The organism is Janthinobacterium sp. GW460-12-1-14-LB5, assembly GCF_059423585.1.
This window is the reverse complement of the sequence record NZ_JBWKYD010000006.1, coordinates 226,177-249,578: the sequence shown is the minus strand read 5'-3', so window position 1 is coordinate 249,578 and position 23,402 is coordinate 226,177. Positions and strand designations below refer to the sequence as shown.

The window sequence follows — 23,402 nt, the reverse complement described above, 5'->3', positions numbered from 1 at the left end:
CATACCCGCAAGCGGCGGCGGCAGCGCTGCTGCCTGCCGCCGCGCAGACATTAGTTCAGGCGCCAGACGTATTGCACCTTGACGCTGGCGCTGACAGGCTTGCCGCCAGCGAGGGCCGGCTTGAACGTGCACTTGGCGATGCCAGTGCGCGCCGCTTCGTCGAGGGCCGGATGGCCGCTGCTCTTGACCACGCTCGACCCTTGGACCTTGCCGGTGGCGTCGACATCAAAGGACATGTCGACCGTGCCCGTTTCCTTCGCCTGCAGCGATGCGGCCGGGTAGACCGGTTTGCCGCACACGCCAAAGTCGATGACGGGGCGGCGCTCCAGCACGGGTGCGCTGTCGGCGGCGACGGCCTGGCCGTAGATGCCGAGGCAGGCGCCGGCCAGTGCCAGCAGCGGCACCGCCGCCTTCCAGTTCAGGGCTTGTGGTGCGGGGCGCAGCAATCGTTTGATACGTGACATGAGATCTCCTCCGTTGGCCGCCTGGGCCAGGTGGTGGGTTGAGAACTGGAGACGTTCCAGTTCCGAGAGTGCAAGAGCCAGACGCCGCGGTTCGCCCAGTTGTCTTGCTGCGAAATCGTCTGCAATGTGTTCGCGTTCGAGGCGCACGCCGCGTGAAATCCACCAGACGGCCGGGTGGAAGAACAGCAGCGCCTCGATGGCGTTTTGCAGCAGGTTGAGCAGATAATCGTGGCGCCGGATGTGCGCCAGTTCATGCGCCAGCAGCGCATCGAGCAGGTGCGGCGGCATGCCGGTGAGCAGCGCCGCGGGCACCAGCACCATGGGGCGCCAGATGCCGGCCGTGAGCGGACTGGCGATGTTGTCGAGCACGCGCAGCCGCACGGGCCGCGCCACGCCGGCATCGTGCGCCATGCGCGACAGCCTTGTCTGCAGTTGTCCATGCGCGGTGCCCGTGTTCCTGACGCTGCGCGCTATCCACAGCATGCCCAGTGCCATGCGCACGGCCAGCACGGCGGCGCACAAGGCCCATGCACCGACGACGGCGCGCAGCAGCAGGTCCAGGTCGGGCAGGCTGTCGGGCGCCAGCAGGGCGGCGGGCAGCAAGGCGCTGGAGAACAGGGCGCCCGTGGCATCGGCCCCGGCCAGGCGCAGATACAAGCCCGCCGCCGGCCATGCCAGGCAGGCCAGCAGGGCGCCGCAACCGACGGCGTAGCGCGCCTCCGGACGCGCATTGCGCAAGGCCCCCCACGCCAGCGCCGTGGCGCAGCCGATCAGCAGCCCTTGCCACAGGAAGTGCAGCAGGGTCCAGCCCAGCGCCGGCACGAAGCCGCTCATGACAGATCGTCCTTGAGCATTTTTTCGATTTCCTCGCGTTCGGCGCGCGACACGCCCGTGCGCAGCGCCGCCAGCACCAGCGCCTTGGCCGAACCGGCAAAGGCTTTCTGCATCAATTCCTTGAGCAAATTCGTCTGCAGGCTGTCCTGCGCCTGCGCCGGTGCATACACGTGCGAGCGCTGGCTTTCGTCGCGGATCAGCAAGCCCTTGCCGTGCATGATCTGCATCAGGCGCAGCACCGTGCCATACGTGATGGCCGGCTTGGCCAGCGCCATCGCCTCGTGCACCTGCTTGGCCGTGGCCGCACCCAGCGGCCACAGCGCCTGCAGCAGATCGAGTTCGGCTGCCGTCGGTTTCGGGATGTCGTGCGTCTTGGCCATGCTGTTTTCCTCTTGCCTGAAATTCAATAGGGCTAGATTAAACCTTGTAGACAAAAATGTATACTTTAATTTTCAGTGCCGCATAAACGCCTTTCAGGCAAGGGATAGAAACTAGACAAACTTGTTTATGCGCGGATCGTTCAGACGAAAAAAAAGACGCCGCAGCGTCTTTTTTTGGGGCGAGTGAAAATTATCCCGCCAGCTTGGCCTTCAGCAGTTCCGTCAGCTGGGCCGGATTGGCCTTGCCCTTGGACGCTTTCATGGCCTGGCCGATCAGCGCGTTGATCGCCGCTTCCTTGCCGGCGCGGTACTGCTCCACCGACTTGGCGTTCGCCGCCAGTACTTCATCGACGATGGCTTCCAGGGCGCCCGAGTCCGAGATCTGCTTCAAGCCCTTGGCGTCGATGATGGCGTCGACCAGGTGCTCGTCGCTGGACTTCGCTTCCCACATGCCGGCGAAGACTTCTTTTGCCGCCTTGTTCGAGATCGTGCCATCGGCGATGCGCTTGAGCATGGCCGCCAGCTGCGCGGCGGAGACAGGCGCCTCGTCCAGGTCCACGCCTTCGCGGTTCAGGGTCGACGATACGTCGCCCATCAGCCAGTTGGCGGCGGCCTTGGCGTTTTCCTTGCCGGCCTTCTCGACCACGGCGACGAAATAGGTGGCCATTGCCTTCGACTGCGTCAGCACCAGCGCGTCGTAGTCCGGCAGCGCGTATTCGCTGATGAAGCGGGCGCGCATGGCGGCTGGCAGTTCCGGCATCGAGGCCTTGACCGTGGCGATCCACTCTGGCGAGATGACCAGCGGCGGCAGGTCCGGGTCCGGGAAGTAGCGGTAATCCTGTGCGTCTTCCTTGCTGCGCATTTCGCGCGTTTCCTTGCGGTCCGGGTCGTACAGACGCGTCGCCTGCACGACCTTGCCGCCGTCTTCGATCAGCTCGATCTGGCGGCGCACTTCGACGTGCACGGCTTCTTCTATGAAGCGGAAGGAGTTCAGGTTCTTGATTTCGCAGCGCGTGCCGAATTCCTTCTGGCCGACGGGGCGCACGGAAACGTTGACGTCGCAGCGGAACGAGCCTTCCTGCATGTTGCCGTCGCAGACGCCCAGCCACATGACCAGCGAGTGCAGGGCCTTGGCGTAGGCCACGGCTTCGGCGGCGCTGCGGATTTCCGGCTCCGAGACGATTTCCAGCAGCGGCGTGCCGGCGCGGTTCAAGTCGATGCCGCTCATGCCCGCGTAGTCTTCGTGCAGCGATTTGCCGGCGTCTTCCTCCAGGTGGGCGCGTGTCAGGTTCACCGTCTTGGTGACGAATTCGCCATCCTTTTCATAGCCGAAGGTCAGGGCGCCGCCGATGACGACGGGGTCCTCGAACTGGCTGATCTGGTAGCCCTTGGGCGAATCGGGATAAAAATAGTTTTTACGCGCGAAGACCGAGTGCGGCGCCACGGTGGCGCCCACGGCCAGGCCGAAGCGGATGGCGCGGTCGACGGCTTGCTTGTTCATCACCGGCAGCACGCCGGGCAGCGCCAGATCGACGGGGCTGGCCTGCGTGTTGGCTTCGGCGCCGTACTTGATCGGCGAACCGCTGAAAATTTTGGATTCGGTCGTGAGCTGCACGTGGTTCTCAAGACCGATGACGACTTCCCATTGCATAGTGTTCTCGCTTAATTTGGTGGCGCCGCCAGTGGCGGCGCGTTTGTTCTTAGATGCCGGCCGTTGCGTTGCCTGGAGCACGCGTATGCCAGTCCGTCACTTGCTGGAATTGGTGGGCCACGTTCAGCAGCTTCGCTTCGCCAAAGTAGTTGCCGATGATTTGCAGGCCGACAGGGCGCTTGCCATTCTTTTCTCCTGCGCCGAAACCACATGGTATCGACATGCCGGGCAGGCCGGCCAGGCTGGTCGACAGGGTGTAGATGTCGGCCAGGTAGTTCGCTACCGGGTCGTCCGTCTTGTCGCCCAGGTCCCACGCGACGGTCGGCGCGACGGGGCCCATGATGACGTCGCAGACGGCGTTCGGGCCATTCAGCACGGCCTCGAAATCCTGCGCGATCAGGCGGCGGATTTTTTGCGCCTTCAGGTAGTAGGCGTCGTAGTAGCCGTGGCACAGCACGTAGGTGCCGACCATGATGCGGCGCTGCACTTCCGGGCCGAAGCCCTGCGCGCGCGACTTCTTGTACATGTCCTGCAAGTCCTTGTACTCGGTGGCGCGGTGGCCGTAGCGCACGCCGTCGTAGCGCGACAGGTTCGACGACGCTTCGGCCGGGGCAATCATGTAATAGGCGGGAATCGACAGGGCCGTGTTCGGCAGCGAGATGTCGACCAGGGTGGCGCCCAGCTTTTCATACTGCGCCAGCGCGCCGCGCACGGCCGCTTCCACGTCCTTGGCCAGGCCCTCGCCGAAGTACTCGCGCGGCACGCCGATGCGCAATCCCGTCAGGGGGAGCTCCAGGTCGCGCGAAAAATCTTCCGCCACGCCGCCCTGTTCTGGCGACAGGCTGGTCGAGTCGCGCTCGTCGAAGCCGGCCATGGCGGTGAGCAGCAGGGCGCAGTCTTCGGCCGAGCGGGCCATTGGGCCGCCCTGGTCCAGCGACGAGGCAAAGGCGATCATGCCGAAGCGCGACACGCGGCCATACGTCGGCTTGATGCCGGTGATGCCGCAGAAGGCGGCAGGCTGGCGGATCGAGCCGCCCGTATCGGTGCCGGTGGCCGCTGGCGCCAGGCCAGCCGCGACGGCGGCGGCCGAGCCGCCCGAGGAGCCGCCCGGCACGGCCGTCTTGTCCCACGGGTTCTGCACGGCGCCGAAGGCCGAGTTCTCGTTGCCGGAACCCATGGCGAATTCATCGCAGTTGACCTTGCCCAGGGTGACCATGCCGGCCGCCTGGAATTTTTCCACCACGGTGGCGTCAAACGGGCTGGCGTAATTGGCCAGCATTTTCGAGCCGGCCGTCGTGCGCCAGCCTTTCGTGACAAACAAGTCCTTGTGCGCGATCGGCACGCCCGTCAATGGCGTGGCCGTGCCGGCGGCGATGCGCGCGTCGGCGTCGGCAGCTTGCGCCAGGGTCAGCGCACGGTCGACGTGCAGGAAGGCGTTCGAGTCGTCCGCTGCGATGCGGTCGAGGAAATGCGTCGCCAGTGCAACGGCGGAAATTTCCTTGTTCTGCAAAAGCGTGGACAGCTGTTTGATGGATTTTGTATGCATGGCGTTTCTAGTTGATTTTATTCGGCGGAAGACAAGCGTATTCGGCGAGGGTGTGAAAGATGCTTATTCGATCACTTTTGGCACGAGGTAGAGTCCATCCTGTACCTTCGGCGCTACGGCCTGGTAGGCGTCGCGGCGATTCGTTTCCGTGGCGACGTCCTCGCGCAGGCGCAGGGCGATATTGTCCATGTGGGCGGCCAGCGGGTGGCTCAGGGGCGCCACGCCATCGGTATTGACGGCTTGCATTTGCTCGGCCAGTGCAAAAATCTTGTTCAATTGGGCCAAAGACGTGACGGCCTGGTCGTCGGCCATTTCAAGTTGGGCCAGGTGGGCGATGCGTTTTACGTCGGAGAGTGTCAGGGACATGGCGAATGGCGCGGAGTGCCGCGCATTAGTATTAAGTTGGCGTTTTGATAAAACGCGGGTATTTACTGCTATTTTGCTCACAAAAATCGAGGAATGCCGCGTAACTCGCGGCTGCAAGAGTCGCACTTTTCCATGGTTTTTGAGCAAATCGCATTCAAATTATAAGGTAGAATGGCGGGTTAATGCGTTGCCGGCGCTGATGGACCGCTGCCGCAGCATAGAAAAGATTGCGCAAGCGCCAAGCGAAACCCGGAAAAATCGCCTTCATGGATTTTCAGGGTGCCTGAAAGCGCCCGCTTTGAAACTCCCCATAAACAGCTTTTGCGCAGCTCGATGCGCTACAGGACACTCATGTTTGGTTTTTTACGCAGGTATATCTCCACCGATCTGGCCATTGACTTGGGCACGGCCAACACCCTTATTTATGTGCGCGGCCTCGGTATCGTCCTGGACGAACCATCCGTCGTCGCCATCCGCCAGGAAGGCGGTCCGAATGGCAAGAAGACCATTCAGGCAGTCGGCAAGGAAGCCAAGCAGATGCTGGGCAAGGTGCCGGGCAATATCGAAGCGATTCGTCCGATGAAAGATGGCGTGATCGCCGACTTCACCGTGACCGAGCAGATGCTCAAGCAATTCATCCGCATGGTGCACGACTCGAAATTCTTCCGTCCATCGCCGCGCATCATCATTTGCGTGCCGTGCGGTTCGACCCAGGTCGAGCGCCGCGCGATCCGCGAATCGGCCCTGGGCGCCGGCGCCTCGCAGGTGTACCTGATCGAGGAACCGATGGCAGCGGCCATCGGCGCGGGCTTGCCCGTGTCGGAAGCGACCGGCTCGATGGTGGTCGACATCGGCGGCGGCACCACCGAAGTGGGCATCATTTCGCTGGGCGGCATGGTCTACAAGGGTTCCGTGCGCGTCGGCGGCGACAAGTTCGATGAAGCCATCGTCAACTACATCCGCCGCAACTACGGCATGCTGATCGGCGAACAGACGGCCGAAGCCATCAAGAAGGCCATCGGTTCGGCCTTCCCTGGCTCGGAAGTGAAGGAAATGGAAGTCAAGGGCCGCAACCTGTCCGAAGGCATCCCCCGTTCGTTCACCATTTCCAGCAACGAGATTCTCGAAGCGCTGACCGACCCGCTGAACAACATCGTCTCGGCCGTGAAAAACGCGCTGGAACAGACGCCGCCGGAACTGGGCGCCGACATCGCCGAAAAAGGCATGATGCTGACGGGCGGCGGCGCACTGCTGCGCGACCTGGACCGCCTGCTGATGGAGGAAACCGGCCTGCCGGTGCTGGTGGCCGAGGACCCGCTCACCTGCGTGGTGCGCGGTTCCGGGATGGCCCTGGAACGTATGGACAAGCTCGGCTCGATCTTCTCCTACGAATAATCTGACAGAAGGGCCGGAAACCATTCCGGCCTTTTTTTGGTTTTGGCGCCGGCGTCTGACCGGGGCCTGCACGTTGGCGCACTGCGCCTGGCCTGATTATTGGAAGTCATGGAATACAGTCCTCCGCCACTTTTCAAACAAGGCGCTTCCGCCCGCGTCAAGATGATGGTGTTCGCCGGCATTTCTATCGCCCTGTTGCTGGTCGATTCGCGCATGCACGCGCTGACGGCCGTGCGCCAGGCGGTCGGCACCGTGCTGTATCCGGTGCAGATGGCGGCCCTGGTGCCGCGCGACGTGGCGCTGGGCGTCGGCAATTATTTTTCATCGCTGTCCGCCCTGGAAAAACAGGTGCGCGACCTGAAGCACGAACAGATCGCCTCGGCGCAGATCATGCAGCAGGCGCAGCTCAATATCGTTGAAAACAACCACTTGCGCAAGCTGATGGAAGCGCGCGAGCGCGTGCCCGTCAAGACCATGATGGCCGAAGTGCTGTATGACACGCGCGATTCGGCTACGCGCAAGATCGTGCTCGATCGCGGCATCCAGCATGGCGTGGAACTGGGCCGCCCCGTGATCGACAACCTGGGCGTGGTGGGGCAGGTCACGCGCGTGTTCCCGTTCACCTCCGAAGTGACCTTGCTGACGGACGAAGAGCAGGCCATCCCCGTGCAACTGCTGCGCAATGGCGTGCGCAGCGTGGCTATCGGCCGCGGCAAGTCCGGCACCATGGAGTTGCGCTTCACGGCCCCCAGCGCCGACATCCAGATCGGCGACATTGTCATTACCTCGGGCCTCGATGGCCTGTACCCGGCCGGCTTGGCCGTGGCGCGCGTGACCCTGGTCGAGCGCAATGCGCATGGCCCGTTCGGCCGCGTCGTGTGCCAGCCGCTGGCCGGCATCGAACGCAACACTCAGCTGCTCATCCTGATGACGTCGCCCGAGATTCCGCCGCGCCCACCGGCCGAAGAAGTCAAGACGGGCCGCAAGATCGCCGGCAAGATGGCGCCGATCAAGGACCCGGCCAAGGAGCCTGCGGCCGCCGCCGCAACAGCGCCGGCCGCGAAACCGCCCGCCACCCCCGCGCCGAAACCCGCGGCGCCTGCAGGACCTGCACCAGCGCCTGCCGCCGTGCCACCGAAGGAAGCGACACGATGAACCGCCCGCATTACATCCTGCTGCCGGTCAGCCCCCTGTTCATCGGTTTTTCCCTGCTGTGCGCTTTTCTGCTGAATCTGCTGCCATGGGGGCAATTCGTCGGCGTGCCCGATTTCGTCGCCCTGGTGCTGGTCTTCTGGGGCATACACCAGCCGCGCAAGGTCGGCATCGGCGTGGCGTTCTTCATGGGCCTGATGATGGACGTGCACGACTCGACCCTGCTGGGCGAGAATGCGCTGGCCTATACCTTGCTGTCGTATTTCGCCATCATGATGCACCGCCGCGTGCTGTGGTTCCCCATCCTGACGCAGGCGCTGCACGTACTGCCGCTGCTGCTGCTGACGCAGGCGCTGCAATTGCTGACGCGGCTGATCGTCTCGGGCCGTTTCCCCGGCTGGCTCAATTTCATCGAGAGCTTCGTCGCCGTCGCCCTGTGGCCTTTCGTGACGTGGATCCTGCTGGCGCCGCAGCGCCGTGCCGTGGACCGCGACCATAACCGGCCGATCTGACGGGCGCCTGCCATGACCGAACTGAAAAATACCGAGCGCGAACTGCATTTTTTCCGCATGCGCCTGACCATCCTGGGCGCGCTCGTCTTCGTCTGCTTTTCGCTGCTGCTGGCGCGCTTTATCTGGCTGCAGGTGATCAAGCACGAGGACTACGCGACCAAGGCCGAGGACAACCGCATCGCCGTGGTGCCCATCGTGCCCACGCGCGGCCTGATCCTCGACCGCAACGGCGTGATCCTGGCGCGCAATTACTCGGCCTACACCCTGGAAATCACGCCGTCGAAATTGAGCGCCAGCCTCGATTCGGTGATCGACGAGCTGTCGACCCTGGTGCAGATCGACGTCAAGGATCGCCGCCGCTTCAAGAAGCTGCTGGAAGAATCGAAGAACTTCGTCAGCGTGCCGCTGCGCACGCGCCTGACGGACGAGGAGGTGGCGCGCTTCACGGCGCAGCGTTTCCGTTTCCCCGGCGTGGAGGTGCAGGCGCGCCTGTTCCGCCAGTATCCGATGGGCGAGGTGGCGTCGCACGTGGTGGGCTTCATCGGCCGCATCAACCGCAATGAGGCCAAGGCGTTGGAAGAGGGCGAGGACGCGGCCAACTACAACGGCACCGACCATATCGGCAAGGAAGGCCTGGAAAAAAGCTACGAAAAGCAGCTGCATGGCACCACCGGCTATGAAGAGGTGGAAGTGTCGGCTGGCGGGCGCGCCATGCGCACCCTGTCGCGCACGGCGGCCACGCCCGGCAATAACCTGATCCTGTCGATCGACATCGAGCTGCAGAAGGTGGTCGAGGAAGCGTTCGGCGAATGGCGCGGCGCGGCTGTGGCGATAGATCCGGCCACGGGCGACATCCTCGCCTACGTCTCCAAGCCAGGCTACGACCCGAACCTGTTCGTCGACGGCATCGACCAGCAAAGCTGGAACGAACTCAATACCTCGCTGGACCGGCCGATGGTCAACCGGCCCCTGTCGGGCACCTACGCGCCCGGCTCGACCTTCAAGCCCTTCATGGCGCTGGCCGCGCTGGAACTGGGCAAGCGCACGCCGAGCCAGTCGATTTCCGATCCTGGCTTCTTCATCCTCGGCGGCCACACCTTCCGCGACGACAAGGTGGGCGGCCATGGCACGGTGGACATGCACAAGTCCATCGTCGTCTCGTGCAACACCTATTATTACCAGCTGGGCCGCGACATGGGCATCGACGCCATCCACGACTTCATGAAGCCGTTCGGCTTCGGCCAGCTGACGGGCATCGACCTGAATAATGAAAAGACGGGCGTGCTGCCGTCGACGGAATGGAAGCGCAACCGCTTCAAGACGCCGCAGCAGAAAAAATGGGTGGGCGGCGACACGATTTCGGTGAGTAACGGCTCCGGCTACAATTCCTACACGCCGCTGCAGATCGCCCACGCGACGGCCAACCTGGCCAATAACGGCGTGGTGATGAAGCCGCATCTGGTGAAAATCATCGAAGACGCGGCCACGCGCGCGCGTACCCTGACGGTGCCCAAGGAAAGCTACCGCATCGCGCTCAAGCAGGAAAACATCGACATCATCAAGCGTGCCATGGTGGGCGTGACCAGCGAACAGGGCGGCACGGCAGCGCGCATCTTCACCGGCGTGCAGTACACGGTGGGCGGCAAGACGGGGACGGCTCAGGTGGTGGGCATCAAGAAAAACGAGAAGTACAATGCCAAGCTGCTGGCCGAACGCCTGCGCGACAATGCCCTGTTTACGGCCTTCGCGCCGGCCGACAAGCCGCGCATCGCGATCGCCATCGTGGTGGAAAACGCGGGCTTCGGCGCCGGCGTGGCCGCGCCGATCGCGCGCAAGGCGCTCGACTACTACCTGCTGGGCAAGCGCCCGAGCGACAAGGAAAAGGACACCACCAAGGTGCCCAAGGAAGATGTCGACGAAGTGCGCACCCTGGAAGAAATCACCGACGAGCAGGCCGCCCCGGCGCCGCCTGCCAGGCAATAAGGAAGCACATGCCCATTAACGAGAGGCGCTCGCTGTGGCGGCGCGCCAAACCCTACCTGGCGGTGTTCGATCCGCCGCTGATGATCATCATCCTGATGCTGCTGTGCACCAGCCTGCTGACCCTGTATTCGGCCAGCATCGGCATCCCCGGCAAGATCGAGGACCACTTGCGCAACATCCTGCTGTGCTTTTTCGTCATGTGGGTGGCGGCCAATGTCACGCCGCAGATGATGATGCGCATCGCCGTGCCCGCGTATACGGTATCGGTGATCTTGCTGGTGGCCGTGGCGCTGTTCGGCACCATCAAGCTCGGTGCGCGGCGCTGGCTGCATATCGGCGTGATCGACATCCAGCCGTCCGAATTCCTGAAGATCGCCACGCCGCTGATGCTGGCCTGGTTCTTCCAGCACAATGCGGGCGCCCTGCGCTGGAAGTCGTTCCTGATGGCGGCCGTGCTGCTGCTGGTGCCCGTGTACCTGATCGCGCGCCAGCCCGACCTGGGCACGGCGCTGCTGGTGGTGGCGGCCGGCTTTACCGTCATCTTTCTGGCCGGCTTGTCGTGGAAGGTGCTGGCCGGCTTGCTGATCACCTTTGTCTCTTGCCTGCCGATCGCCTGGTCGCACCTGCATGATTACCAGCGCGACCGCGTGATGATGCTGATCGATCCGACCAAGGATCCGCTGGGCAAGGGCTTCCATATCATCCAGTCCATCATCGCCATCGGTTCCGGCGGCATGACGGGCAAGGGCTGGACGCACGGCACGCAGGCTCACCTGGAATTCGTCCCGGAGCGCACGACCGATTTTATTTTTGCCGTATATTCCGAGGAATTCGGCCTGGTGGGTAACTTGATCCTGATGCTGATGTATTTGCTGCTGGTGGGACGGGGGATGATGATCGCCGCCAATGCCCCCAGTTTTTTCACTCGCCTGCTGGCAGGAGCGATAACAATGATTTTCTTTACGTATGCGTTTGTAAACATGGGCATGGTCAGCGGCATCGTGCCGGTGGTCGGCGTTCCCCTGCCATTCCTCAGCTATGGCGGCACCGCGCTGCTGACCCTGGGCGTGGCCACCGGTATCCTGATGAGCATTCAGCGCCACCGCAAGCTGGTGCAAACCTGATGCGGGCGCCTTTCGATACCTTCGCCATGCGCGGGCTGAGCCTGACGGTCCTGCTGACGCTGGCCGCCTGCGGCACCGCGCCGCACAAGCCCGCATCGAACAACGTGCCGCTGCCGTCCGGCGGCAAGGTCAAGGTGCCGGTGCGCCAGGATCCCACCTTGCCGGTATTGCCGGCGGCCGGTTCCGGCCGTGGCGGCTACTACAAGGACGATGGCCCGGGAGACAATCCGCCGGCCAACCTGCGCGACGTACCCGACGCGGAAGTGCGCAACGAGCCGTATTCGACGCGCTCGAACCGTCCGTATGTCGTCTTTGGCAAGACGTACACGCCGATCACCGACAACGAACCGTTTACGCAGAAGGGCACGGGCACCTGGTATGGCAAGAAATTCCATGGCCAGCGCACCTCGTCGGGCGAAATCTACGATATGTACAAGATGACGGCGGCCCATCCGACCTTGCCGATCCCGTCGTATGCACGCGTGACGAGCATCGACAGCGGCGAGCAGGTGATCGTGCGCATCAACGACCGCGGCCCGTTCCACGCCACGCGCGTCATCGACGTGTCCTACACGGCGGCGCTGAAACTGGGCTTCCTCGGCAAGGGCAGCCACCAGGTGGTCGTCGAACGCCTGCTGCCGGCCGATATCGATGCCATTCTCGCGGCCCGTGCGGCGCCAAAGCCGGTGCCTTCCGTCGTCGCCATTTCCATCGACACGCCCGTGGAAACGGGTGCCGTGGTGCAGCCGGAAGTGTCGTCGCAGATGCTGCCCGTCGATGCGACGGTGGCCATGCCAGCGCCGGCAGCGCTGGCCAGCGGCTTCTATTTGCAGCTGGGCGCCTATTCGCGGGCCGACAATGCGGAATCGGGGCGTTCGCGCCTGGCGCCGTACGCGGCGGCCTTGGGTACCCTGGGCGTGGTGCAGGCCGGTAACCTGTTCCGCCTGTACGGCGGACCGTTCTCCAGCCGCGTCGAGGCGGCACGCGCGGCGGCGAATTTGCCGGAATCGACGGGCATCAAGCCCATCGTGATCCAAAGGTAGTTATTTACAATTGCGCAGGTCTTGTTCCGGGAACTGCGCCTTGATCTTCTCCAGGCGCGCGCGCGTGGCGGCGTCGAGGTCGCGGAACTGGTAGGCCAGCTGCTTGCTGGCGCTGTAGCGGGGGCCGATGCGCGCGCTGTGCACGCCCTGTTTGTTGAGCGATGCCAGCTGGCTTTGCGCACCGCTTTCCGACTTGAAGACGCCCAATGAAATGCCCCAGCGCAGCGGACTGCTTTCGTTCATGATGAAGTAATTCGTCACGCCCAGCTGCTTCAATTCGCCGGCCTTGCGGTCGGCGCCTTCCTTGCTGCCCTGCGGCGGGATGTACACCATGTAGCTGGAAATGTCCTGGCCGGCCACGTTGCGGCGCGACTGGCGGTCGCCCAGGTCCAGCGCGGCTACTTGCGCCTCGAAGCGGCGCCCGTCGGCCAGCAGGAAATTGCCCACTTCCGTGCAGGCATACGTCGTCGGCGGTGCCGGCACGGCCGCCACCGGCTTCTCCGCCTCTTCGGCAGCCGGCGGCGCGGCGGGCGCCGTGGCCTGCTCCTGCGTCAGCAAGGTGAGCTTGCCCGCCTGCAGCTGGTTTTTCAGGCGCGCCGGTTCGCGCGTCTCCGTGCGAAAACTGCCCAGATAACCCTGGCCGATGGCCAGCACCAGCAGGTTGACGCCGGCCAGCAGCCAGAAGACGAATTTCAGCATACGTGGTTTCCTTGTGTTCCTGGGGCTCCGGCGCGCGCGGCCGCTTGCAGGCCGAGCATGACGATATTGTCCACCAGGTGCAGCGGTACCGCCAGCGCCAGGGCCGGTGCAATGCGCGCTGCGGCGCCGCCCGACAGCAGGCAGGCGCTGGCGCCGTGCATGCGCACGGCCCTTTCGATGGCGCCCGCCTGCGCCGCCAGGCAGCCGGAGAGGATGGCGTCGTCCGTATTGTCGGCAAAGCCGGCCGGCAGCACGGCATCGCTGGCGATGTGCGGCAGCTGCGCCGTATTGCGCGCCAGCGAGCTGGCCATCAATCCCAGTCCCGGCAAGATCATCCCGCCGAGGAAAACGCCATCGGCCGTGATGGCGTCGATGGTGGTGGCGGTGCCGCAATTGGCGACGATGACGGCCTGGCCTGGCGCCAGCGCGTGCGCGCCGATGGCGGCGGCAAAGCGGTCGCAGCCCAGCTGCGATGGTACGCGATAGCCGTTCGTCAGTCCGGCCAGTTGCGGCAGCGAGGCAAAATCGCCGGGGGTCACCGGCAGCATGGCGCGCAGGCGCGTGCCGATGACGGAGCCCGCCACGTTCGACAGCAGCGCCTCTCTGATGGCAAGTGGCGCCCACTGCGCCGCCAGGGTATCGATCTGCGCATGCGTGACGGCGCCGCTGGCCAGCCAGCCGCCGGCGGCACTATCTGCGGCCACGAGCGCCCATTTGATGCGCGTATTGCCGGCGTCGATCAGCAGCAGCATGCGCTTACTCCCCGGCCAAGCGCAAGGACACGTCGCCGGACATGATTTCCTGCAGGCCGCCATCGGTACGCAGCAGCAAACGGCCCAGCTGATCCACGCCGGCCGCCACGCCTTGCTGCAGCAGCTGGCCATTGTCGAGGATTTTCACGTGCTGGCCCTGCCAAGCGTGGAGCAGGTTCCAGCGTTCCGTAAACGGCGCAAAGCCCGTGTCGTCGAATTCGGCCAGCACGCCGGCCAGGCGGCTGAGCAGGGTCGCCACCAGGGTATTGCGCTCCATCTGCGCCAGCCAGGGCACGGCCGAGACGCTGCGCCCGATCTGCCGTTCCAGCGCATCGGGCATCAAGAGATTGATGCCGCAGCCGATGACGGCCCACACGCCGCCACTATCGTTGCCCTGCGCCTGCTGCGTCTCGACGAGGATGCCCGCCAGTTTGTGGCCATCCTTGAGCAGATCGTTCGGCCATTTCAGCTGCACTGGCACGCCCAGCGCCGTCATGCTTTCGGCCAGCGCCACGCCGACGGCCAGCGGCAAGCCGACCAGCCGGTGCAGCGGTCCCTTGAAGCGCCAGGCCAGCGAAAACATCAGGCTGGCGTCCGGCTGCGACACCCACGGCCGTCCGGCACGCCCGCGTCCGGCAGTCTGCTGGCCGGCGATGCGCAGGGTGGGGCCGGCCAGGGTGGCGCAGCGCGCCAGCAGGTCGGCGTTGGTCGATCCCGTTTCGTCGACCACTTCGATGGCAACGTGGGAAGCGCCCGTGGCGCAATGGGCGGCGATGGCCGCGCTGTTCAAGTCTGAGTGCTTCGTCATGGTGATCAGTTCAGTTGCGCGCCTTGTGCGGCGCATTCGCGAAGGCCCGGTCGTAGACGGCATTGGGCAGCGCGCGCAGCAGCTTGGCGACGACGCCCATCTGCCACGGGATCACGCGGTAGCTGTCGCCGTCCGCGATGGCGCGCGCGGCGCGTAGGGCGAATTTTTCGGCCGGCATCAGGAAGGGCATGCGGTAGGCGTTATGGCGCGTCATCGGCGTGTCGATGTAGCCGGGCGTGATGGTGACGACCTTGATGCCCGCCGGTTTCAATTCCAGACGCAGCGATTCGCAGTAGCTGATGACGGCCGCCTTCGAGGCGCTGTAGGCTTCGGCGCCGGGCAGGCCGCGGATGCCGGCCACGCTGCCGATGCCCACCAGGCGTCCGCTGCCCTGGCTTTTCATGGCGGCGATGAAAGGCGCGAAGGTGGCGACGGTGGCCGTGACGTTGATGGCGATCAGGCGCGCGAAGGCATCGAGGTCTTCCGCGTGCTCGCTCAAGGTACCGTACGACACGCCGGCGCTCGCGATGACGACGTCGATGCGGCCGGCGTGGGCGATGAAGTCACCTGCCGCGCTTTTCAGGGCGGCGTGGTCGCATACATCGACGGCGTAGGCGCGGTGGCGTTCAGGGTGGGGCAGGGAAGCGATCAGTTGCTGCAGGGTGTCGCCGCGGCGGGCCAGCAAGCCCAGCTGGGCGCCCTGGCGCGCGTACTGCAGCGCCAGGGCGGCACCCAGTCCGCTCGACGCGCCCGTGATGAAAACGCTGTGCATCAGGCGATGCCCGGGCGCGCCAGGGAAGTGGCCATGCTTATTTCTTTTCCGCTTTGGCTTTCGCGACCAGCACGTCCATCACGCTGAGCGCCTGGGCGTTCAGCTGCTCTTCGTTCTTGGCCGACTTGCTGCCCTGGTCGGCCTGCGAAGGCGAGGTGATGTAGCGGCCATCGATGGCGATCATGGGCCAGAACGTGACGTTATAGCCCTGCATCATGGCGTCCGCGCGGCGCACGCGGGCCGAGATACCCATCGAACGGTAGGTGTCGATGAATTTCTGGCGGTCCACGCCCTGTTTGGCGACGAAGTCGAAGACGGCATCGTCGGTGGCCAGGCGGTTGCGCTCCACGTGCATGGCGTGGAAGACGCTGGCGTGCAGCTTGTCGACCAGGCCCATGGCTTGCAGGGTGAAGAACAGCCGCTGTTGCGGCGCCACGCTGTCATCGCGCGACACGTGCACGCGCTTGAAGACGATGTTGTCGCCCTGTTTCTTGACCCAGGCCGCCAGTTGCGGTTCGAGCACGTTGCAATGCGGGCAGTAATAGGCGAAGAATTCCGTCACTTCGATTTTCTTGCCCGATTCCGTCGCCTGCGGCGTAGGCAGGGTTTCGTATTCGACGCCATTTTTCGGCTCGGCCGGCGAGGCAGATGCGCCCATGGCGGCGGTGCCCATGGCGGCGGCGAACAGGATTTCCTTCAGAAAACGCATGCTGGTTCCTTATTTTTGGTTGCGGACGACGGCGACATCGATGCCGTTTTCAGACAGTTTGGTGCGTGCGCGGTTCATCGCTTCAAGCTGGTTGAATGGTCCGATGCGCACGCGGTGCAGCACGCCGGCATCGGTGCTGCGGTCGCTGATGGCCGCCTCGAAACCGAGCAGCGCCAGTTTGCCGCGCGTGCTTTCGGCGTCCGACATGTCATGGAAGGCGCCGGCCTGCAGATAATAAATCCATTTGTCGCTGGCTGCATCGGCCTTGGCTTCGGCTTTCACATCGGCCTTGGCTTGCGGCGCTGGCGTTGCTGCCGCCGGTGTTTTCGGCGCCGGCTTGTCCTTCAATGTGCCGATCAATTCCTGCAGCGCGTCCGGCGGCGGCGCCTTCGGCTGCTGCGCGGTGGTGGGCGCGGGTGCCGGCGCGGCAGGCTGCGCCGGCGTGACGATCTCGCGCGGCTCCTTGGAGAAGTCGCGCGCCGCTTCCTTGGCCGCTTCCTTGTTGCCGTACATTGGCTTGTTCGGATCGGCGATCTGGCCGGCCGTCGGTTCGGCCGACTTGCCGGCCTTGCCCGACTTGTCGGTGAAGGGCGAGGCGCCCTTGCTGATCACCAGGGCGACCACCACGGCGATGCCCAGGCCGATGACCAGGCCGATGATGATGCCGACCAGGGTATTGCCCTGCTGGCGCCGGGTCGAAGAGAAGCGGGAAGCATGATTCATTGACGATTAGACCTTCGCGATTACATTTTGTTTGGCGCGGACACGCCGATCAGTGCCAGGCCGTTGCGCAATACCTGGCGCGCGGCGATGACGAGGGCCAGGCGGGCCATCTTGATGGCTTCGTCCTCGACCAGCACTTTTTCGGCGAAGTAGAAGCTGTGCAGGTTGGCGGCCAGGTCGCGCAGGTAGAAGGCGACTTGATGCGGTCCCAGTTCGGCTTGCGCGCGTGCCAGCATTTCCGGGTAGGCGGCCAGGGTCGCCAGCAGGGTCGCTTCGGTCGGTGCCGTCAGCGGGGACAAGTCCACGCCAGCGACCGTGCTTTCATCGCCGCCCCAGTTTTCCAGGATGCGGCAGATGCGCGCATGCGCGTACTGCACGTAATAGACCGGGTTTTCATCGGTGGTTTTCAGCGCCACGTCGACGTCGAAGACGAATTCCGTGTCGGCCTTGCGCGAGATCAGGAAGAAGCGCACGGCGTCGCGGCCCTTGGCGATGTCGCCGCCGCCCGACCATTCGATCAGGTCGCGCACGGTCACGTAAGAGCCGGCGCGCTTGGAAATCTTGACTTCTTCGCCATCCTTCATGACGGTGACCATCTTGTGCAGCACGTAGTCGGGGTAGCCTTGCGGAATGCCCATGTCGACCGCCTGCAGGCCGGCGCGCACGCGCGCGATGGTGCCGTGGTGGTCGCTGCCCTGGATATTGATGGCCTGCACGAAGCCGCGCTGCCATTTCACCAGGTGATACGCCACGTCCGGCACGAAATACGTATAGGTGCCGTCCGTCTTGCGCATGACGCGGTCCTTGTCGTCGCCGAAGTCGGTGGTGCGCAGCCACAGCGCGCCATCCTGCTCATACGTGTGGCCCGCCTTGATCAGGGTTTCGACGGCGCTGTTGACCTTGCCGTCCGCGTACAGCGACGATTCCAGGTAGTAATTGTCGAACTTCACGCCGAAGGCCTGCAAGTCGATGTCCTGCTCGTTGCGCAGGTAGGTGACGGCGAACGGGCGGATGGAATCGATGTCGTCGACGTTGCCATTGGCCGTGGCGGGCAAGCCATCGCTGGCCGAGACCGTCTTGCCGGCCTTGAAGTCGCTGGCGATGTCGGCGATGTAGTCGCCGTTGTAGGCCGACTCCGGCCATTCGGCGTCGCCCGGCTTGAAGCCGCGCGCGCGCGCCTGCACGGAATTGGCCAGGGTCTGGATCTGCACGCCTGCGTCGTTATAGTAAAACTCGCGCGTCACTTGATAGCCTTGCGCGTCGAACAGCGACGACAGGGCGTCGCCCAGGGCCGCCTGGCGGCCGTGGCCCACGTGCAGCGGGCCGGTCGGGTTGGCCGAGACGAATTCCAGGATGACTTGCTTGCCGGCGCCTGCCGTGCTGCGGCCGTAGCTGTCGGCCTCGCTCAAGATGGTTTTCACCACGGCCTGCTTGGCGGTGTTTGACACGCGCACGTTGATGAAGCCGGGACCGGCGATTTCCACTGCCTCGATCAATCCCTTGCCGGCCGGGTTGGCCAGCACGGCCGTGACGATGGTTTGCGCCAGTTCGCGCGGATTCTGTTTCAGCTGCTTGGCCAGTTGCATGGCGATGTTGCAGGCGACGTCGCCATGCGATGCATCGCGTGGTCGCTCGAGCACCACGGATGGCGTCAGCGAAGTGCCGGCCAGGACGGGAGCGAGGGCGGCCTGGAACAGGGCGATGATTTCTTGTTTCTGTTGGGCGAGCATGAGCAGGATGGCGGTGGAACCGCGTTAAGAATGAATAGAATGAATCAAAAAGCAAAACGGACGGCAAGTACCCAAGCCGCCCAGACTGCGTTAATTATACTGGTTTGCCGCCGGGAACAATACGCTTGCCGCCAAGCTTCCCGTGCCGGCGCATTTCACGATATTATCAGGACAGCATGCCCATGTTTGTGCACGAAAACATCAGCATGGCGCATTCTGCTTGTATATATGCAGTTTTTTGCCGCAATTTACAGGTATCGCTGCAATCGCTTGGGTCAGAGGGCGCCACAAACGCTACAATCGACCCTTTATTGATGACGCGCGGCCGCGACTTTGCCACCATGCAGCCCGCCGCGCGCAGCCACACCGGATAACTATGAACAAGCGCCCCACGCTGAAATTGAGAACCAAGCCGGCGCCAGGCCAGGCTTCTGCCCCTGCCGCACCGAAATTGCGTCCCAGCTATCATCCTGACCTGAAACCGGTCTTGCAGCCAGGCTTCCAACCCGATTTGCGCACCGACTCGCTGGCGTTTTGCCTGCTGGGCGCCGCCAACGCCGTGGCGCAAGTGCGCACCGGCACGGCCCTGCCGCAGGCGCTGGCCAAGGTGTTTGCGCAATCGAACGCCAGCCCGCAGGCGCGCGGCGCCATCCAGGATATTTCCTACCGCACCATGCGCCAGCTGGGCCGCAGCGAAACCCTGGTCGGCCTGATGACGTCGAAGGCGCCCGAGCCGCCGATGCTGGCCGCGCTGCTGTGCTGCGCGCTGTCCCTGATGTCGGCCGAACCAGGCGAACAGCCGTACGAAGAATTCACCGTTGTCGACCAGGCTGTCACAGTGGCCACCTCGCACCCTGACCTGGCGCACGCCAAGGGCATGGTCAACGCCGTTTTGCGCCGTTTCTTGCGCGAGCGCAAGTCCTTGCTGGAAGCTGCCCTGCAGCAACCTCTGGCGCAATGGAATTATCCACAGTGGTGGATCGACTCGCTGCGCCTGGCTTACCCACGCGACTGGCAAGCCATTTTGACGGCCGGCAACGCCGTGCCGCCCTTGACCTTGCGCGTGAATCGCCGCAAGAGCACGGTCGAAGCGTATCTGGCCGTGCTGGCTGAGGCGGGCATTGCCGCGCGCCAGGTGGGACCGTTTGCCGTGCGCCTGGACAAGCCGATCGGCGTGGCCTTGATCCCCGGCTTCGAGCAGGGCGTCGTCTCCGTGCAGGATGCGGGCGCACAACTGGCCGCGCCGCTGCTGGACTTGCAGGACGGCATGCGTGTGCTGGATGCCTGCGCGGCGCCGGGCGGCAAGACGTGCCACATCCTCGAGCTGGCCGACGTGCAGGTCACGGCCATCGATGCGGACGCCAAGCGCCTGCCGCGCATCGCGGAAAACCTCGAGCGCCTGGGACTGGAAGCCACCCTGAAGGCGCAAGATGCGCAATCGAGCGCCTGGTGGGACGGCCAGCAGTACGACCGCATCCTGGCCGACGTGCCATGTACGGCTTCGGGCATCGTGCGCCGCCATCCCGATATTCGCTGGTTGCGCCGCAAGGGAGATGCGTTCCAACTTGCAACACTTTCCTCCAAAATTCTGGACAACCTGTGGCAGATGCTGCGCCCCGATGGTAAATTGCTGTTCGTAACATGTTCATTGTGGCCGCAAGAGTCCGAGGCACAGGCGGCGGCATTTGCGGTGCGCAATAATGCGACCCGATTGACAGCGCCTGGCCAGCTGTTGCCGACTGGCAGCGCGGAGCAGGACCATGACGGTTTGTTCTATGCGCTATTCCAAAAAAATGCGGCTTGAGCGATTCCTCGAACCTTTTCCTACGGACTACACCGGCACACTTGTGACAACACGACTCTTCCGACTCCTGGCCCTGCTGCTGATGCTGGCATGTACCATGCCACGCGCGCATGCCGCCGATATGGTCGAGATCACGCGTGCTTACATCGAGGCTAGCGAAGAGGGCTACAAGCTGGCCGCCACGTATTCCTTCGAGCTCAATCACGACCTTGATGATGCCGTACAGCATGGCGTGCCGCTGTATTTCACGACGGAAATCGAACTGACCCGGCCCCGCTGGTATTGGTTCGATGAAAAAGCCATCGTGGCGCGCCAGACCAGCAAGCTGTCGTACAACGTGTTGACGCGCCAGTATCATGTGTCGGGCGGCGGCTTGCAGCAGAGCTTCCCCACCCTCGACGACGCGCTGTTCCTGATCCGCCGTCCCAGCCGCTGGCTGGTGGCGCGGCGCGGCGAACTGAAAGTGGGGCAGACGTATAACGTCACCTTGCGCATGGGCATGGACCGCGACTACCTGCCCAAGCCGATACAGGTCAACGCCTTCAATAACAGCGACTGGCGCCTGGCTTCGAACAAAAAAACCTTCTTGTATACGGCGGAGTAGTGAGTCAAGCATTACGCTATCTGCTGGTGGTGGGCGGCGGCATTGTCAGTATCCTGCTGTTCCTGCTGGCGTCGGCTTCCGACAATTCCGGCTTCTTCGACCGTTACTACACCTGGCTGCTGGGCCTGAACGCGGCCGTGGCCGTGTCCCTGCTGGCGCTGGTGGGCATTTCCCTGGCGCGCCTGTATGCGCGCTACAAGAGCGGCAAGTTCGGCTCCAAGCTGATGACGCGTCTGGTGATGCTGTTCGCCGCCGTCGGCATCCTGCCGGGCCTGGTGATTTTTCTTGTTTCTGTGCAATTCGTCTCCCACTCCATCGAGTCCTGGTTCAACGTCAAGATCGAAGCGGCGCTGGAATCGGGGATTGAGCTGGGGCGTGCCGGCCTCGATGCGGCCCTGGTCGAGCTCGACCATCGGGGCCACAAGGCGGTCGAGGAACTGGGTGCCGATCCCGTGGCCGGCCAGGCCGTGCTGACCAGCCTGCTGCGCGAAGAGGGCATGCAAAATGCCATGCTCGTCAGCGGCGACGGCGTGCTGCTGGCCAGCGCCGGGCCGCACAGCGCGGCCGACTTGCCGACGCCTGCCATGCTGGTGCAGGCGGCCTTGCCGGCCGGCTATGCCTCCGCCGAAGGGGGCCTGGAGTTGCACGACGATGGCACGGAGTCGGGCGGTGGCGGTTTCCGCTCGGGCTTGCCAGCGTCGCTGGAAACGGCGGCCAGCCTGCGCCTGCGGGTGCTGGTGGCCGTGCCGGGGCCTTCCGTCTCGCCCCGCTATTTGCAACTGCTGCAATCGGTGCCGCCGAAGCTGGCGACGAATGGCGAAGTGCTGCGCGCCGCCTACAGCGAATACAAGGAACGCTTCGTCGCGCGCGTGGGGCTGCGCAAGATGTACATGGAAATTCTCACCTTGACCTTGCTGCTGGCCATCTTTGGCGCCATCGGCAGCGCTTTCCTGATCGCGGGCAACCTGGCCCAGCCCTTGCTGCTGCTGGCCGAAGGCACGCGCGCCGTGGCCGAGGGTGACCTGTCGCCGCGCCCCATCGTGGCCACCAAGGATGAACTGGGTACCCTGACGCAGTCGTTCAACATCATGACGCGCCAGCTGCTCGATGCGCGCACGGCCGTGGAAAGCAACCGCGCCGCACTGCAAAACGCCAAGGCCCACCTGGAATCGGTGCTGGCGAACATGTCGGCCGGCGTGATGGTGCTCGATGGCGACTTCAAGCTGGTGACCTGCAATGAGTCGGTCGAGCGCATCCTGCAGCATTCGGGCATGAGCATGGTGGGCCAGCCGCTGGCGCATATTGCTGGAATGGAAGAATTTGGCGGCGCCATCATCAGCGCCTTCACGGCGCAAAGCGCGCAATCGGCCTCGGGCCGCAACCAGCAGCGCCTGCACTGGCAGCGGCAGATCGAGATTCCGCGCCGCCTGGGCAGTAGTGCCGACGAGCATGACATCACCTTGCTGGCGCGCGGTTCGCGTCTGCCGCTGGAGTCCGGCAGCGGCTACATCGTCGTGTTCGATGATATTTCCGACGTGATTTCCGCGCAGCGCTCGATCGCCTGGGGCGAGGTGGCGCGCCGCCTGGCGCATGAAATCAAGAATCCGCTCACGCCCATCCAGTTGTCGGCCGAGCGCCTGCAGATGAAGCTCGAAGGCAAGCTGGAGCAGCCCGATGCCGATCTGCTCAGCCGTGCCACCACCACCATCGTCAAGCAGGTCGATGCGATGAAGCGCATGGTCGACGACTTCCGCGACTATGCGCGCACGCCGCCGGCCGTGCTCGTGCCGCTGCGCCTGAACGAACTGATTGAGGAAATACTGAACCTGTACCTGCGCGGCGACGATGGCGACATCATCCATCCGCAGCTGGCGCCGAACCTGCCGATGGTGATGGGCGATCCGACCCAGTTGCGCCAGGTGATCCATAACCTGCTGCAGAACGCGCAGGACGCCATGGCCGACTTGCCGCCGGACTCGCCGCATCCGCGGATTGACGTAAGGACAGAAGCAATTCATTATCGCAGTGCGGACGGCGGCGTGAATATCGCCGTGCGGCTGGCCATCACCGACAATGGCCCTGGTTTCGCGCCAAAAATCCTGGCGCGGGCCTTCGAGCCCTATGTGACCTCGAAGGCGCGCGGCACGGGATTGGGCCTGGCGATGGTCAAGAAAATTATCGATGAACACGGCGGACGCATCGATATCGAGAACCGGGTCGACGGCAATGGCGCATCGGTGGTCATTTTGCTGTTAAAGTTAGCTCCCGACGCTCCTGCCCAGGAATTCCTGGCGTGAGGGTCTGGTTTAGTATTTAAAACACTAATAAAATCATAGTTGTCCGCGCGTGCA

Annotated in this window: 21 protein-coding genes; 9 read left to right on the top strand and 12 right to left on the bottom strand. The window is 64.0% G+C overall.

Going from position 1 to position 23,402, the window contains the following annotated elements:
- Window positions 1-50: 50 nt before the first annotated feature.
- From AC07X6_RS08425 to gatC, 5 genes are all read right to left on the bottom strand, one after another.
- Window positions 51-1,298, bottom strand: coding sequence for a TonB family protein (locus AC07X6_RS08425; RefSeq protein ID WP_494790650.1), 1,248 nt, complete (start codon window positions 1,296-1,298; stop codon window positions 51-53).
- A complete protein-coding gene (locus AC07X6_RS08420; protein ID WP_230541622.1) occupies window positions 1,295-1,678 on the bottom strand; it encodes a BlaI/MecI/CopY family transcriptional regulator in 384 nt (127 codons plus the stop codon). Before AC07X6_RS08420 ends, AC07X6_RS08425 begins: the two co-directional genes overlap by 4 nt.
- Window positions 1,679-1,868: 190 nt before the next feature.
- Window positions 1,869-3,410, bottom strand: a complete 1,542-nt coding sequence (gene gatB, locus AC07X6_RS08415; RefSeq protein WP_494790649.1) for an Asp-tRNA(Asn)/Glu-tRNA(Gln) amidotransferase subunit GatB — start codon at window positions 3,408-3,410, stop codon at window positions 1,869-1,871.
- A complete protein-coding gene (gene gatA / locus AC07X6_RS08410; protein WP_494790648.1) occupies window positions 3,379-4,875 on the bottom strand; it encodes an Asp-tRNA(Asn)/Glu-tRNA(Gln) amidotransferase subunit GatA in 1,497 nt (498 codons plus the stop codon). Before gatA ends, gatB begins: the two co-directional genes overlap by 32 nt.
- A gap of 63 nt (window positions 4,876-4,938) precedes the next feature.
- Window positions 4,939-5,241, bottom strand: coding sequence for an Asp-tRNA(Asn)/Glu-tRNA(Gln) amidotransferase subunit GatC (gene gatC, locus AC07X6_RS08405; protein WP_076568266.1), 303 nt, complete (start codon window positions 5,239-5,241; stop codon window positions 4,939-4,941).
- Window positions 5,242-5,592: 351 nt separating this feature from the next.
- Between gatC and AC07X6_RS08400 the strand changes: the two genes are divergently transcribed.
- The 6 genes from AC07X6_RS08400 to AC07X6_RS08375 all read left to right on the top strand — a co-directional run bounded on the left by AC07X6_RS08400 (window position 5,593) and on the right by AC07X6_RS08375 (window position 12,450).
- Window positions 5,593-6,636, top strand: a complete 1,044-nt coding sequence (locus AC07X6_RS08400; RefSeq protein ID WP_010393186.1) for a rod shape-determining protein — start codon at window positions 5,593-5,595, stop codon at window positions 6,634-6,636.
- 108 nt (window positions 6,637-6,744) lie between these two features.
- Window positions 6,745-7,791, top strand: coding sequence for a rod shape-determining protein MreC (gene mreC / locus AC07X6_RS08395; protein ID WP_494790647.1), 1,047 nt, complete (start codon window positions 6,745-6,747; stop codon window positions 7,789-7,791).
- Window positions 7,788-8,300, top strand: coding sequence for a rod shape-determining protein MreD (gene mreD / locus AC07X6_RS08390; RefSeq protein ID WP_035824494.1), 513 nt, complete (start codon window positions 7,788-7,790; stop codon window positions 8,298-8,300). The genes mreC and mreD overlap by 4 nt, the downstream gene beginning before the upstream one ends.
- Window positions 8,301-8,312: 12 nt before the next feature.
- The gene (gene mrdA, locus AC07X6_RS08385) at window positions 8,313-10,283 is read left to right on the top strand and encodes a penicillin-binding protein 2 (RefSeq protein WP_494790646.1); all 1,971 of its coding nucleotides are present in this window, start codon (window positions 8,313-8,315) and stop codon (window positions 10,281-10,283) included.
- 8 nt (window positions 10,284-10,291) lie between these two features.
- Entirely contained in the window at window positions 10,292-11,407 is a 1,116-nt protein-coding gene (gene rodA, locus AC07X6_RS08380) for a rod shape-determining protein RodA (RefSeq protein WP_230541617.1), read from the top strand.
- Window positions 11,407-12,450, top strand: coding sequence for a septal ring lytic transglycosylase RlpA family protein (locus AC07X6_RS08375; protein WP_494790645.1), 1,044 nt, complete (start codon window positions 11,407-11,409; stop codon window positions 12,448-12,450). Before rodA ends, AC07X6_RS08375 begins: the two co-directional genes overlap by 1 nt.
- Here AC07X6_RS08375 and AC07X6_RS08370 read toward each other — a convergent pair whose 3' ends face one another.
- From AC07X6_RS08370 to argS, 7 genes are read right to left on the bottom strand one after another with little or no spacing between them, the layout of a single operon-like run.
- On the bottom strand, window positions 12,451-13,149 hold the full coding sequence (locus AC07X6_RS08370; protein WP_494790644.1) for an SPOR domain-containing protein: 699 nt from the start codon (window positions 13,147-13,149) through the stop codon (window positions 12,451-12,453).
- Window positions 13,143-13,901 (bottom strand): type III pantothenate kinase, encoded by a 759-nt coding sequence (locus AC07X6_RS08365; RefSeq protein WP_494790643.1) that lies wholly within the window; start codon window positions 13,899-13,901, stop codon window positions 13,143-13,145. The genes AC07X6_RS08370 and AC07X6_RS08365 overlap by 7 nt, the downstream gene beginning before the upstream one ends.
- 4 nt (window positions 13,902-13,905) lie before the next feature.
- Complete coding sequence (locus AC07X6_RS08360) at window positions 13,906-14,709, bottom strand: biotin--[acetyl-CoA-carboxylase] ligase (protein WP_494790642.1); 804 nt, start codon at window positions 14,707-14,709, stop codon at window positions 13,906-13,908.
- 10 nt (window positions 14,710-14,719) lie between these two features.
- A complete protein-coding gene (locus AC07X6_RS08355) occupies window positions 14,720-15,481 on the bottom strand; it encodes an SDR family oxidoreductase (protein ID WP_494790641.1) in 762 nt (253 codons plus the stop codon).
- Window positions 15,482-15,518: 37 nt separating this feature from the next.
- Complete coding sequence (locus AC07X6_RS08350; protein WP_494790640.1) at window positions 15,519-16,190, bottom strand: thiol:disulfide interchange protein DsbA/DsbL; 672 nt, start codon at window positions 16,188-16,190, stop codon at window positions 15,519-15,521.
- A 9-nt stretch (window positions 16,191-16,199) separates the two neighbouring features.
- Window positions 16,200-16,913 (bottom strand): SPOR domain-containing protein, encoded by a 714-nt coding sequence (locus AC07X6_RS08345; RefSeq protein ID WP_494790639.1) that lies wholly within the window; start codon window positions 16,911-16,913, stop codon window positions 16,200-16,202.
- A gap of 20 nt (window positions 16,914-16,933) precedes the next feature.
- Window positions 16,934-18,643 carry an arginine--tRNA ligase gene (argS, locus tag AC07X6_RS08340; protein ID WP_494790638.1) on the bottom strand — a complete coding sequence of 570 codons (1,710 nt, stop codon included), beginning with the start codon at window positions 18,641-18,643 and terminating at the stop codon, window positions 16,934-16,936.
- Between the two features lie 376 nt (window positions 18,644-19,019).
- On the opposite strand from argS, the gene rsmB reads away from it, so the two are divergent.
- The 3 genes from rsmB (at window position 19,020) to AC07X6_RS08325 (ending at window position 23,348) form a co-directional block, all read left to right on the top strand.
- On the top strand, window positions 19,020-20,447 hold the full coding sequence (gene rsmB, locus AC07X6_RS08335; protein ID WP_230541608.1) for a 16S rRNA (cytosine(967)-C(5))-methyltransferase RsmB: 1,428 nt from the start codon (window positions 19,020-19,022) through the stop codon (window positions 20,445-20,447).
- Window positions 20,448-20,544: 97 nt separating this feature from the next.
- Window positions 20,545-21,051 (top strand): DUF4390 domain-containing protein, encoded by a 507-nt coding sequence (locus tag AC07X6_RS08330; RefSeq protein ID WP_226939765.1) that lies wholly within the window; start codon window positions 20,545-20,547, stop codon window positions 21,049-21,051.
- Window positions 21,051-23,348, top strand: a complete 2,298-nt coding sequence (locus AC07X6_RS08325) for a sensor histidine kinase (protein WP_230541607.1) — start codon at window positions 21,051-21,053, stop codon at window positions 23,346-23,348. The genes AC07X6_RS08330 and AC07X6_RS08325 overlap by 1 nt, the downstream gene beginning before the upstream one ends.
- Window positions 23,349-23,402: the final 54 nt, after the last annotated feature.